Source organism: Variovorax ginsengisoli, assembly GCF_030811835.1.
Classification (GTDB): domain Bacteria; phylum Pseudomonadota; class Gammaproteobacteria; order Burkholderiales; family Burkholderiaceae_C; genus Variovorax; species Variovorax ginsengisoli_C.
In genome coordinates, this window is record NZ_JAUSRO010000008.1 from 12,853 (window position 1) to 25,906 (window position 13,054).

11 protein-coding genes are annotated in these 13,054 nt (G+C 65.7%); 2 read left to right on the forward strand and 9 right to left on the reverse strand.

What is annotated here, in order from left to right:
• Window positions 1–21: 21 nt before the first annotated feature.
• From J2W36_RS13555 to J2W36_RS13570, 4 genes are all read right to left on the reverse strand, one after another.
• Entirely contained in the window at window positions 22–1,686 is a 1,665-nt protein-coding gene (locus J2W36_RS13555) for a putative bifunctional diguanylate cyclase/phosphodiesterase (protein ID WP_307690271.1), read from the reverse strand.
• Between the two features lie 102 nt (window positions 1,687–1,788).
• Window positions 1,789–3,252, reverse strand: a complete 1,464-nt coding sequence (locus J2W36_RS13560) for a sensor domain-containing diguanylate cyclase (RefSeq protein ID WP_307690272.1) — start codon at window positions 3,250–3,252, stop codon at window positions 1,789–1,791.
• A 55-nt stretch (window positions 3,253–3,307) separates the two neighbouring features.
• A complete protein-coding gene (locus tag J2W36_RS13565; RefSeq protein WP_307690273.1) occupies window positions 3,308–4,585 on the reverse strand; it encodes a cation:proton antiporter in 1,278 nt (425 codons plus the stop codon).
• Between the two features lie 30 nt (window positions 4,586–4,615).
• Window positions 4,616–5,548, reverse strand: coding sequence for an NAD-dependent epimerase/dehydratase family protein (locus tag J2W36_RS13570; protein ID WP_307690274.1), 933 nt, complete (start codon window positions 5,546–5,548; stop codon window positions 4,616–4,618).
• 58 nt (window positions 5,549–5,606) lie between these two features.
• Here J2W36_RS13570 and J2W36_RS13575 point away from each other — a divergent pair, with 58 nt between their 5' ends.
• Window positions 5,607–6,671 carry a CDP-6-deoxy-delta-3,4-glucoseen reductase gene (locus J2W36_RS13575; protein WP_307690275.1) on the forward strand — a complete coding sequence of 355 codons (1,065 nt, stop codon included), beginning with the start codon at window positions 5,607–5,609 and terminating at the stop codon, window positions 6,669–6,671.
• 43 nt (window positions 6,672–6,714) lie between these two features.
• Window positions 6,715–7,695, forward strand: a complete 981-nt coding sequence (locus J2W36_RS13580) for a Bug family tripartite tricarboxylate transporter substrate binding protein (protein WP_307690276.1) — start codon at window positions 6,715–6,717, stop codon at window positions 7,693–7,695.
• 102 nt (window positions 7,696–7,797) lie between these two features.
• Here the strand turns inward: J2W36_RS13580 and J2W36_RS13585 are convergent, their stop codons facing one another.
• The 5 genes from J2W36_RS13585 to J2W36_RS13605 form a co-directional block, all read right to left on the reverse strand.
• Window positions 7,798–8,559 carry an ABC transporter ATP-binding protein gene (locus tag J2W36_RS13585; RefSeq protein ID WP_307690277.1) on the reverse strand — a complete coding sequence of 254 codons (762 nt, stop codon included), beginning with the start codon at window positions 8,557–8,559 and terminating at the stop codon, window positions 7,798–7,800.
• 1 nt (window position 8,560) lies between these two features.
• A complete protein-coding gene (locus J2W36_RS13590) occupies window positions 8,561–9,331 on the reverse strand; it encodes an ABC transporter ATP-binding protein (RefSeq protein WP_307690278.1) in 771 nt (256 codons plus the stop codon).
• Between the two features lie 17 nt (window positions 9,332–9,348).
• On the reverse strand, window positions 9,349–10,524 hold the full coding sequence (locus tag J2W36_RS13595) for a branched-chain amino acid ABC transporter permease (protein WP_307690279.1): 1,176 nt from the start codon (window positions 10,522–10,524) through the stop codon (window positions 9,349–9,351).
• 13 nt (window positions 10,525–10,537) lie between these two features.
• A complete protein-coding gene (locus J2W36_RS13600; RefSeq protein WP_307690280.1) occupies window positions 10,538–11,467 on the reverse strand; it encodes a branched-chain amino acid ABC transporter permease in 930 nt (309 codons plus the stop codon).
• 255 nt (window positions 11,468–11,722) lie between these two features.
• On the reverse strand, window positions 11,723–13,027 hold the full coding sequence (locus J2W36_RS13605; protein WP_307690281.1) for a replication-associated recombination protein A: 1,305 nt from the start codon (window positions 13,025–13,027) through the stop codon (window positions 11,723–11,725).
• Window positions 13,028–13,054: the final 27 nt, after the last annotated feature.

Here is a 13,054-nt window from a genome sequence, read left to right on the forward strand (position 1 = left end):
CTGCAGCCGGAGCGCCGCCCTTCAGGCGCAATCGGCCGCACGGCCCCAGGGCGGCGCCCGCTCGAAACCGGCGATCCATTCGGGGACCTCGGCCGCCGACAAGGGCTTGGCAATGCCGTACCCCTGCCCAAGGGTGCAGCCCAGTGCCAGCAGCGCGTGGCCATGCGCCACGGACTCCACTCCCTCGGCGATCATCGTGCGGCCGAGCGCGCGTGCGAGCAGCAGGATGCCTTCGACGATGGCGCGATCTTCCGCATCGTCGAGCATGCCGTTGACAAAGGATTGGTCGAGCTTGAGCGCAGTCAATGGCAGGCGCCGCAGGTACGACAGCGACGAGTAGCCAGTGCCGAAATCGTCCATAGTGACCGGCACGCCCATTTGCGTGCACGCGCCGATGAACTGCGCCACGGCAACGAAATCCTTGATGGCCGTGGTCTCGAGGATTTCCAGTTCGAGCACGCCGATGGGCAGTTCCGGATAACGGGCGAGATGGTGCTCAAGCCGTTGCACGAAGTCGGGCCGCAGCATGTGCCGCGGACTGATGTTGACGCTCACCGAAGTGCGCACCCCCTGGTCGAACCATTCCGCGGCCTGCCGGATGGCTTCGCCGATGGCCCAGTCGCCGAGGTCCTCGACCAGCTCGTGGTCTTCGATCAGATGCACGAACTCCGACGGCTGCAACAGGCCCCGCTCGGAATGCTGCCAGCGAATGAGCGCCTCGAATCCGATCACCCGGCCGCAGCGCATGTCGACCTTGGGCTGGTACGCCAGGAAAAATTCATCGCGTCCCAGCCCGTCCTTGATCAGCGCGAGAGTCTGGCGGTCGAGCTGTTCGTCACGGACCTGCCCTGCATCGAAGTAATGCACATGGTTGCCGCCCGGACGTTTGGCCAGGAACACGGCATGCTGGGCGTGCTGAAGCATCACCTCGGTCGGCTGTTCACCCCAGGGCATGAGCGACACGCCCACGCTCAGCCGCAGGCGGGCCTGGCGGTCGAGCAGGCGGTACGGGTGCGTGAGCCGCGCGAGCAGTTGCCGCAGGAACTCGTCGCACTGCGTACGGCTCGCGAACGACATCACCAGTGCGAACTCATCGCCGCCCACGCGGGCGATCACCGCATCGGGCGGGACGGCCGTCTTGATCCGGCGCGCCATTTCGCGCAGCACGGTATCGCCGCCCGCCGGGCCGAAGCGGTCGTTGATGTCGCGAAGACGGTCGATGTCCAGGTAGCACACGGCGAGCAGGCGGCTTTTGTCGCCGCCGGGCTCCAGTTGCATCATCGACGCCAGTTCGTCGGTCGACGGAATGCGGTTGGGCAGCCGCGTGAGCGCATCGCGGCGCGACAACACTTCCAGGCGTTCGCCACGCAAACCGCGCGAGGCGAGTACGAAGGTCCAGAGGATGCAGCGGTCTTCCATGCGCTCACCGCGCATGTCCACGCGCTGGGCCTGGCCGTTCTGCCCGATCAGCGTGACGCCCAGATGCTCGATCACGCCCCGCACTGGCGCCGGCATCGCATCGCCAGACAGCGCCTGGGCGTCGGCTGAGGGTTCGTACACGTCGCTGAACGGCATGTCGGCCAGCGTACCGGGGGCATACGCCAGCAGATGGTGCGCATCCTCGTCGGCCCATAGGATCTGGCCATCACAAATCTTCAAATGGCCAGCGACGATGCGGGAAGACATGGGGAGGAAGAATCGGTGGAGAGGCGGAGCGCGCGTCACCGCCTCAATGGCGGGCGAGCAGCAGGGTTCACCCAAACAGGGTCGATGGACGAAGGAAGGCACTCATCGCGCCGTGCCTTTGATTTCGCGATAGTGGCAGGCTTTGTCCGCGTACATCGCCTTGTCGGCGCGCAGCAACGCAGCATCGAGCGAGTCGCCAGCATGGCAGGTCGCAATGCCGATGGCCAGGCTCAGCGTCAGACCCGAATGGCCCGCATAGAACTGGTTGTTCAGGTCCAGCAGCGACAGCACGCGTTCGCGCGCGGCAAGGGCCCCACGCTCATCGGTTGCCGGCATCAGCACGGCGAACTCATCGCCGCCGATGCGGGCAGGCCACGAGGGCGGGTCGACTGCCTTGCTGAGCACCTCTCCCACCCGCCGCAGCAGCCCGTCGCCGGCCGCGTGGCCGCTGTCATCGTTGACCTCCTTCATGCCGTTGAGGTCGATGGCCAGGACGGACACGGGCCACGGCCCCTTGCGCGACAGGCGATTGAGCTCCTCCGTGTAGAAGGTCCGGTTGTTCAGTTGCGTGAGCACGTCGTGCTTGCCGAGGTATTCGAGGTATGCCTCGGCCTTCTTGCGTGCGGTGATGTCCATCAGCGACACCACCACCAGGTCCCAATGGGCCGACCGGTCCGTGAGCACCGAGAACTGCATGTGGATGTGAATCGGGTCGCCGGTCAGCGAATAGTTGATCACCTCGCGCTGCTGCAGCAGCTTGCCGTTCCACAGATCGAGCAGTTGCTCGGCAAAGGACTCGCGCATCTCGTCGCGGAACACGCGCGGAATGTTCTGCATGAGCATCTTCTTGTCGGTGGCGCCGAACATGTGCAGCGTTTCCCGGTTGACATCGAGCACACGGATCTCCTGCATGCAGCGCGTGACGAATTCCGGGTGCACCTTGATGAAGGTGGCGAAGTCGGTGATGCCGCGCTCGCGCAGATCGTCGAGCAGGCGCTTGATCGAAGAAAAATCCTCCACCCACAGCGAGACGGGCGAGTGTTCGAACAGGCCGCGCGCGTAGCGCTCGCTTTCCGCGCGCCGCCGCTCGGCGGCCACCCGGGCCGTGATGTCGTCGACGGACACCATCACGCGGTCCCACGCCGCCTCGTGGCCGGGGAGCACGCGCACGCGCACTTCGACGTCCAGCCTGCGCCCATCGAGCGTGTAGTTCACGGTCTGGGTGGCAAAAGACAGCTGGCCTTGCCACAGCAGGCACAACTCATGAATGGCTGTGCGCGTCATGTCGTCTCGAAACACGCACTCCAGGTTGGCCACCAGCACAGCCTGACTGGACGCGCCCAGCAGGTCGAGCGTGGCCTGGTTGACGCGCAGCACCTGGAAGCAGGCCATGCAGGCCTGTACGCGGGTCGCATCGGCCTCCAGGTGCGAACGCAGGTCTTCGATGCCTTCGTTGCGCCACCGGGCGAACAGCGCATGAAGCTGGCTGTAGTCCTCCAGCCAGAGCGACACCGGCGCCAGTTCGAACATGGCATCCAAATCGGTGGATGGCGACAAGAGTGGCATGGACATGCTTGAGACGTGGCTGAAAGTTCCAGCCCCTATTGTCGCGTGCTTGTTGTCACAAACCTTGCGCTTTTGCCGCCGGGTGTTCGCGCTTCGCCACGGCCGGTACGCGCCGGCGCATGGCCCAGTTGAAAAGAGGCGTGGCCATGAGCGTGGTCACGATCGCCATCAGGACCAGGATGGAGAACAGGCCCGGCTCGATCACACCGGCCTGCAGGCCGATGTTGATGATGATCAGCTCCATCAGACCACGCGCATTCATGAGCGAGCCAATGGCCAGCGCGTCGCGGTTGTTCTCACCCGTCAGGCGCGCTGCAGCCCAGCAGGCAATGCCCTTGCCGCCAAAGGAGGCGGCGATGATCGCCACGGCCGCCAGCAGGATGCCGGGCTCGAAAAGTACGCCCAGTCGGGTGTTCAAGCCCGAGTAGGTGAAAAACATCGGCAGCAGGAAGACGACCACGAAGGGCTGCAGCTGCTCACGCAGCTTTTGCGTGAGCGCACCGCGTGGCAAGACGGCGCCCAGCAGGAAGCCGCCGAACACGGCGTGGATACCGATGGCATCCATGGCGAACCCACTCAACGCGAACAGCACCAGCACCAGCGCCAGCATGGAAGCGCTCAGCGGCGCGTCGGGGCGCACATGGCGGCCCAGGCCACGCAGCAGCCGGGAGCCGATGAACACCATGAACAACGCGTAGGCGATGCCGCCACCGATAGCGGCATAGGCACTGTCCCAGGTGCCGCCGAAGCTCGCGAGCACGATGGCCAGGATGCACCAGGCTGCCGCATCGTCGACCGCGCCAGCGGTGAGCGCCAGTGTGCCGAGCGAGCTGCCCGACAGGCCGCGCTCATGGATGATGCGCGCGAGCATCGGAAATGCCGTGATCGCAATCGCCGCGCCGAGAAACAGCGAGGCCTCCAGCGGCTTGGCCCGCTCGGAGAAAAGCCCCGGCACAGTGTGCAGCCACGGAATCAGTGCAAAGGCCAGCACGAAAGGCACCACGATGCCAGCCGCCGACACCGACACGGCGCTGCGAAAGCGGCTGCGGAAGTGGTCGCTGCGGAATTCGGTGCCCACCAGGAACATGTACATGCCCACGCCCAGTTGCCCGGCCACGTAGAGCATGCCCAACGTTTCCTTGGGGAATAGCGCGCGCTGCAATTCCGGGGCGAGCAGGCCGAACAGCGAAGGGCCGAGCGCCACGCCTGCGATCATTTCGCCGACGACCTGCGGCTGGCCCAGCTTCTGGGCCAGCCGGCCGAAGAGCTGGCAGGCCACGATGATGGTTGCCACCTGCAGGAAGAAATAAACGGACAGTTGTGAAGTGGGCATGGGATGGCGTGGACAAGGAGAGGAAAGCCGTCAGCCAGCGGCACGCAGGCCGCTTGCCACGGTCGGATGGCAGAGCCGCACGCGCAACTCTTGCTTGAGGCGTGTATTGTTGAGGCGCCGCGACTCGCCCATGAAACTCAGCAGGGACACCGGCAGCGCAGCCTGCGCAGCATCCCGCGCAATGCGCGGCGGCCGCGCCAGCGCATACAGATCGGCCGCCAGGTCCATGTAGTCGCCCATCTTGAGTTGGGTGTCGTCGCTGGCATGGAACACCCGCTGCGGTCCGCCGCGCCAGAGCGCGGCCACGCAGATGCGAGCGAGATCGTCGGCATGGATGTGGTTGGTGTAGACGTCGTCTTCGCTGCGCAGGACGGGAGTCCCCTTGAGCAGACGCGCACGCGGCGTACCGCCTTCACGGTCGGGGGCGTAGATGCCCGGAATACGCAGGATGCGTGTCGCGACGCCCGCGCGACCGAACAGCCGCACGTGCCGTTCGGCGTCTACGCGGCGATGCGCGCGCGGCGTGTGCGGATGCACGGCACGTGTTTCATCGATCAGCGCGCCGACGCAGTCGCCATACACGCCGCTGGTAGATCCATAGACCAGCGCCTTGGGCAGCGTGCGCAGCCGCAGCGCGCGCAGCAACGCGGCGGTGCGCACGTCGCGCGCCCATCCTGGCCCCTCCTCCACCCGTGCGGGCGGTGCGAGGTGCAGCACACGGGTGGCCAGTCCAGCCAGCCGACGCAGCGCGGCAGGTTGGTCGAGATCGGCCACCAGCGGGATGGTGCCCGCCGCCCGCAGCGCCGGCACACGCGCAGGCGACGAGGTCAGCGCGATCACCTGCAATCGCCCCTGCAGCGCCCGCACGGCGCGCATGCCGACGTCGCCGCAGCCGACGATCAGCAGACGCTGGCGCCGGAAGCGCGCGGGCCGCGCGCCAAGAGGGTTGTTGATTGAAGGCAAAATCCGATCTTTCCGTTCGTTGCGTCGCGACCCGTCGCGATCCGTTCCAAGAATACCCATGACCAGTGCAGTGCTCCACGAAGCAGCCTTCCAGATCACCGTCGAGCCCAGTGGGCGCCATTTTGTGGTGCAGGGCGACGAAACCATTCTCGCCGCTGCGATCCGCCAGGGCATCGGCCTGCCCTATGGCTGCAAGGACGGGGCCTGTGGCTCCTGCAAATGCCGCAAGCTCGCCGGTGAGGTCACGCACGGCCCGCACCAGAGCAAGGCGCTGAGTGCCGAGGAAGAACTCAGCGGTCTGGTGCTCACCTGCTGCGCGCACGCCAGGAGCGACGTGATGCTGGAGTCGCGCCAGGTCACCGAGGCCGGTGCGCTACCGATCCGCAAGATGCCCTCGCGCGTGCAGACCCTGACCCGCCTGTCGCACGATGTGGTCATGCTGCGCCTGCAACTGCCGGCGGGCGAGCCGCTGCAGTTCCATGCCGGCCAGTACGTGGAATTCATCCTGCGCGACGGCGCGCGCCGCAGCTACTCCATGGCCAATGCGCCGCACACGCTGAGCGAACCGGGCACGGGCATCGAACTGCACATTCGCCATCTGCCGGGTGGCAAGTTCACCGACCACGTGTTCGGCGCCATGAAGGAAAAGGAAATCCTTCGCATCGAAGGCCCTTTTGGCAGCTTCTTCCTGCGCGAAGACTCGGACAAACCGATCGTGCTGCTGGCCTCGGGCACCGGCTTCGCGCCGATCAAGGCCCTGATCGAGCACATGAAGTTCTTGGGCGTAGACCGGCCGGCCACGCTGTACTGGGGCGGACGCCGGCCCGAAGACCTGTACATGGCCGATTGGGTGCGCGCGCAGATGGCCAGCATGCCGAACCTGCACTTCGTGCCCGTGGTCTCCAACGCCATGCCTGAAGACCAATGGACCGGCCGCACCGGCTTCGTCCATCGGGCCGTGCTCGAGGACTTCCCCGACCTGTCGGGCCACCAGGTGTATGCCTGTGGCGCGCCGATCGTGGTCGATTCAGCCAAGCGCGACTACGTGGCTGAAGCCGGCCTGTCCGAAGACGAGTTCTACGCGGATCCCTTCACCACAGAGGCCGACAAGGCCCAGCCCTGAGTACCCTTTCTTTTTTCAGCCACGCCGGCAACGGCCTACAACAATGAAGACGAGACACTTCCTCCTGGCTGCGATGGCCACCGCCGTCACGCTCGCCACCCTCGGCACGGCGCCCGCGTGGGCGCAGCAGCGCCCCATCCGCCTGATCGTTCCCTACGCCGCGGGCGGCCCGATCGACGTCACGGCGCGCATCGTGGCCGAGCGGGTCAAGGATTCGCTGGGCACGGTGATCATCGACAACAAGCCGGGGGCAGGCGGCAACATCGGTGCCGACGCCGTGGCCAAGGCCGCGCCGGACGGGCTCACGATCGGCATCGCAGCGACCGCCACCAACGCGGTCAACCCGTGGCTCTACAGCAAGATGCCCTTCAACGCAGCCACCGACTTCGCACCCATCACGCAGATGGTCCGCGTGCCGAATGTGCTGGTGATGAACGCCGAGGCCGCGCAGCGCCTGAAGATCCACACGCTGCCCGAGCTCATCGCCTACGCCAAGGCCAACCCCGGCAAGCTGAACTATGGCAGCGGCGGCAACGGCAGCGCTGGGCACTTGGCCGGTGAGATGTTCAAGCAGCAGGCCGGCATCTTCGCCGTGCATATCCCCTACAACGGCGGCAACCCGGCCCAGCTTGCGTTGCTATCGGGCCAGGTCGACTTCAACTTCGACAACCTCGCCACCGCGGCGCCGAACATCCGCTCGGGCAAGCTCAAGGCCATCGCCGTGACGACCGCACAGCCCAGCAGCGCCCTGCCCGGCGTACCGGCCGTGGCAGACACGCTCAAGGGCTTCGCCATCGACACCTGGTGGGGCCTGGTCGCACCCGCCGGCACGCCGCACGACGTGGTCGCCAAGCTGAACCAGGCCTTCGTCGCGGCACTGAACGCGCCGGAGACGAAGACGCGCTTTGCCACCCTGCTGGCAGAACCGGTGTCGAACACGCCCGAGCAGTTCGGCGCGTTCATGAAGAGCGAGCTGGCGAAGTACGAGAAGGTGGTGAAGGCGACCGGAGCGAAAGTGGACTGACCCCCAGTCTTCGCGCACTTCGTGTCGCTTCGCCAACCCCCTTTCAGGGGGCGATGCCGGCGGCCCGGCAAAGCCGGTTCCGCGGCATCCCTGGACGAACGACTATTCCCCGAGATAGGCTGCGCGGACCTTCGGGTCGTTCAGCATGATCTTGGCGTCGCCGCTCATGGTGATCAGCCCCGACTCCATCACGTAGCCGCGGTCAGCGATCTGCAGCGCGCGGCTGGCGTTCTGCTCGACGAGCATCACGGTCACACCCTGGTCGTACACGGTCTTCACCACTTCGAAGATCTTGTCGACCATGATCGGCGACAGGCCCATCGAGGGCTCGTCGAGCAGCAGCACCTTGGGCTGCGCCATCAGCGCGCGGCCCATGGCGAGCATCTGCTGCTCGCCGCCGGACATGGTGCCGGCGAGCTGGTCCTTGCGTTCCTTCAGGCGCGGGAAGATGGTGAACATGCGCTCGATGTCCGCCGCGATGCCGCCCTTGTCGTTGCGGATGTAGGCGCCGATCTGCAGGTTCTCGGTGATGGTCATGCGCGTGAAGACACCGCGGCCCTCGGGCACCATCACCAGGCCTTCGCCCACCAGGTCCCAAGCGCCGCGCCCCTTGATGCTCCGGCCTAGGAACTGGATGTCGCCGTCGACGAAAGGCAGCGTGCCGGTGATGGCCTTCATCGTGGTCGTCTTGCCGGCGCCGTTGGAACCGATGAGCGACACCAGTTCGCCCTCGCGCACCTCGAAGTCGACCCCCTTGACGGCCTGGATGCCGCCGTAGGCGACCTTCAGGCCGCTGACCTTGAGCAGGGTCTTGCCGGTCGTGCCGGTGGATGCTGGTGCCGTGGCAGTGATCGTTTCGCTCATCTCAGTGTCCTCCGGTACCGAGGTAAGCCTCGATCACCTTCTCATTTTTCTGAACCTCGGCCGGCGTGCCCTCGGCGATCTGCTTGCCGTAGTCGAGCACCGTGAGGCGGTCACACAGGCCCATCACGAGCTTCACGTCGTGTTCGATCAGCAGGATGGTGCGGTTGTCCTTGCGGATCTGGCTGATGAGCTCGCGCAGCATCACCTTCTCGGTCGCGTTCATGCCGGCGGCAGGTTCGTCGAGTGCGATCAGTTGCGGGTCGGTGGCCAGGGCACGTGCGATTTCCAGGCGGCGCTGGTCGCCGTAGCTGAGCGTGCGCGCCTTGTAGTCGGCGAACTTCGCGATGCCCACATATTCGAGCAGTTCGTGCGCACGTTGGGCAATTGCGGCCTCCTCAGCCTTGAAGCTGCCCGTGCGCAGGATCGCACCGATCACGCCCGAATGCGTGCGCACATGGCGCCCGACCATCACGTTCTCCAGCGCCGTCATGTCGGCGAAAAGACGGATGTTCTGGAAGGTGCGCGCAATGCCTGCCTTGGCCACCTCGTGCACCGCCGTCGGCTGGTAAGGCTTGCCCGCCAGCTCGAAGGTGCCGCTGTCGGGTGTGTAGAGCCCGGTGATGACGTTGAAGAAAGTGGTCTTGCCCGCGCCGTTCGGCCCGATCAGGCCATAGACCTGGCCGCGCTGGATCTTGATGCCGACGTCCGAGAGGGCCTGCAGGCCGCCGAAGCGCTTGGAGATCCCCCGGACCTCGAGAATGGTGTCTGTCATGGCTGTGCTCGCTTCGCTCACGGGTTGATCGACATCGGGCGCGAAGCAGCGCCAGGGACTTCATCGGCGGGGCTGTCCACGCCAGGCGCATCGAGCGGCTTGCCCGGCGTGGCACCGCCCTTGCGCTGGAGCGATTTGCCGTGCTCGGGCGACGGCCACAGGCCGCGCGGGCGCACCAGCATGATCACGATCATGGCCAGCGCAATGAACAGCTGGCGCAGGATGGACGCATCGAGCCGGCCGTCGGTCATCGACTGCAGCGGGCCCGCCACATAGCGCAGCACTTCGGGCAATGCAGCCAGCAGCACCGCACCCAGGATCACGCCCGGCAGGTGGCCGATGCCGCCCAGCACCACCATCGCGACGATCATCACCGACTCCATCAGGCTGAAGGACTCGGGCGACACGAAGCTCTGGAAAGCAGCGAACATGGCGCCGGAGACGCCGCCGAAGCTCGCGCCCATGCCGAAGGCGAGCAGCTTCATGTTGCGGGTGTTGATGCCCATCGCCTTGGCTGCGATTTCGTCTTCGCGGATGGCCATCCAGGCACGGCCCACACGCGACAGCTGCAGGCGATGCGACACGATGACGGTCACGATCACCAGCGCGAGAAACAGGTAGTAGTAGAGGGACACCGAGGAGATGGTGTAGTCGCCCAGTTTGAGCGGCCGCCCGAGATTCAGGCCCCAGAAATGCACGGAGTCGATGGCGTCCAGACCCTTCGGACCGTTGGTGATGTTCACCGGGTGGTCGAGCGTATTCAGGAACACGCGGATGATTTCGCCGAAACCCAGCGTCACGATGGCCAGGTAATCGCCTCGCAGGCGCAACGTGGGCGCGCCCAGCAACACGCCGAAGATGCCCGCCAGTACGAAGGCCAGCGGAATCACGATCAGCAGCGGCGCATGCAGCCCGTTCGGGAACATGGCCTTGATGGCCGGAAAGGTTTCGGTCAGGTGGGGCGAACCCAGCAATGCGTACAGGTACGCCCCGATCGCGAAGAAGGCGACGTAGCCCAGATCCAGCAGGCCGGCATAACCGACCACGATGTTCAGGCCCAGGGCCAGCAGCACGTACAGCAGCGCGATGTCGACGATGCGCACCCAGGCATTGCCCTGGGTCTGCAGCACCAGCGGCAGTGCCAGCAGCAGCACGGCGGCGATCAGGAAGACGATGAGATTCTTGCTCTTCATGGTGTGTGGCTCCTCAGGCGCGGTCTGCCACACGTTCGCCGAGCAGGCCGGAAGGCCGCACGGTGAGCGTCAGGATCAGGATGACGAAGGCGAAGATGTCGCTGTGCTGACTGCCCAGCACGCCACCAGTGACGGTGCCGAGATAACCGGCGCCAATGGCCTCGATCAGGCCGAGCAGCAACCCACCGACGACCGCGCCGGCGAGGTTGCCGATGCCGCCGAACACCGCGGCGGTGAAGGCCTTCAGGCCCGGGCCAAAGCCCATCGCGTGCTGGGCGATGCCGTAGTTCGAGGCGTACATGACGCCTGCAATGGCGGCCAGCACGGCGCCGATGATGAAGGTCGCGGAGATCACCATGTCGGGCCGGATGCCCATGAGCGATGCGACCCGCGGATTCTCTGCTGTGGCCCGCATCGCACGGCCCAGCTTGGTGTAGTTCACCAGCCAAGTGAGGATCGCCAGCGAGATCGCTGTGACCACCAGGATCATGATCTGCGTGGGTGAGATGGACGCGCCCGCCACCACGATCGATTCGCTGGGCAGCAATGTCGGGTAGGCCTTGTTGGTCGGCCGCCAGATGATCATGGCCAGCGTCTGCAGCAGGATCGACATGCCGATGGCCGTGATGAGCGGTGCCAGCTTGGGGCTGTTGCGCAGCGGCCGATAGGCGACCTTCTCGATCACGAAGTTCAGCGTGGCGGCCACCACGCAGGCAATGATCAGCGCGATCAACAGGATCAGCCAGCCGGGCGTGCCGGGCATCGATTCCTGCATGAGCCCGATGATCGTCCAGCTGGTCAGCGCGCCGACCATCAGCACTTCACCGTGCGCAAAATTGATGAGGTTGATGATGCCGTACACCATGGTATAGCCCAAGGCTATCAAGGCATACATGCTGCCGAGAACCAGACCGTTGATGATCTGCTGCAGCAATATTTCCATAACGAGAATCCCTATGTGATTACACCCTCGCGGGGTGCTTTCCGCGCCCAGGTGCACCGGATTGGCACCTTGGGGTCATCTAGCAAAAAACCCGCCAGCATGTGGCGCCGCGGGGAATTGTGGGCGGGATTGTAGTCATGGGATGGCATCCCCAGCGTGGTGCACGCACGGGGTTTACCCGCTCGGTCCATGCCGGATCGGCTTAAGGCCATGCGCCGCGTGATCGCCGCCACGGCGCCGGCGGCCTGCAGGCCGTCAGTCGCGTCGCGCGTCCTCGTCGAGCTGGCGCAGGTGCGCGAGCTTGTCGGCGATCTTCGCCTCCAGGCCCCGCGGTACCGGTCGGTACCAGCCGGGCTCGGGCATGCCTTCGGGCAGATAGCTCTCGCCCGCCGCGTACGCCTCGGGTTCGTCGTGCGCATAGCGGTAGGCCTTGCCATGGCCCAGCTCCTTCATGAGCCGGGTCGGCGCATTGCGCAGATGCACCGGCACCTCGCGCGACTTGTCTTTCTTGATGAATGCCTTGGCCTCGTTGTAGGCCATGTAGCCGGCATTGCTCTTGGGGGCCACCGCCAGGTAGATCACCGCCTGCGCGAGCGCGAGGTCGCCCTCGGGCGAGCCGAGACGCTCGAAGGTGGCGGCCGCATCGTTGGCGATCTGCATCGCGCGCGGATCGGCCAGACCGATGTCTTCCCACGCCATGCGCACGATGCGCCGCGCCAGGTACTTGGCGTCGGCGCCGCCGTCGAGCATGCGGCTCAACCAGTAGAGCGACGCGTCGGGGTTCGAGCCGCGCACGGATTTGTGCAGCGCAGAAATCTGGTCGTAGAAGTTGTCGCCGCCTTTGTCGAACCGACGCGCGTTGAGCGTCAGCGCCTTCTGCAGAAAATCGGCATCGACCACGTCGGTCTTGGAGGCCCGTGCCGCCGTATCGGTCTGCTCCAGCAGGTTGAGCAGCCTTCGCGCGTCGCCGTCGGCATAGCCGACCAACGTGTCGGCGGCAGCATCGTCGAGCCGCAGGTGGGTGAGCACCTTGGCCTGGGCGCGTGCCACCAGTTGCTTGAGTTCTTCGTCCGTCAGGCCCTGCAGCACATAGACCTGGGCGCGCGAGAGCAACGCCGAATTCACCTCGAAGGACGGGTTCTCGGTAGTGGCGCCGACGAAGGTCACGAGGCCGGATTCGACGAAGGGAAGCAGGCCGTCCTGCTGACTCTTGTTGAACCGGTGGATTTCGTCGACGAAAAGGATGGTCTTGCGGCCGAGCGCCAGATTGTGTTCGGCCTGTTCCATGGAGGCGCGAATCTCCTTGACGCCGGAGAACACCGCCGACAGCGCGATGAACTCGTAGCCGAACGCGCTCGCCGTGAGCCGCGCCAGCGTCGTCTTGCCCACGCCGGGCGGACCCCACAGGATCATCGAATGCGGCTTGCCGGATTCGAACGCCAGGCGCAATGGCCGGCCCGGCCCAATGAGATGGCTCTGGCCGATCACCTCGTCGAGGCTGGCCGGGCGCAGTGCCTCGGCAAGCGGCGCGGCAGGTGCCGCCTGGAAAAGATCAGCCATCGATGGTGCGCTGCGGCGCACGCCGCA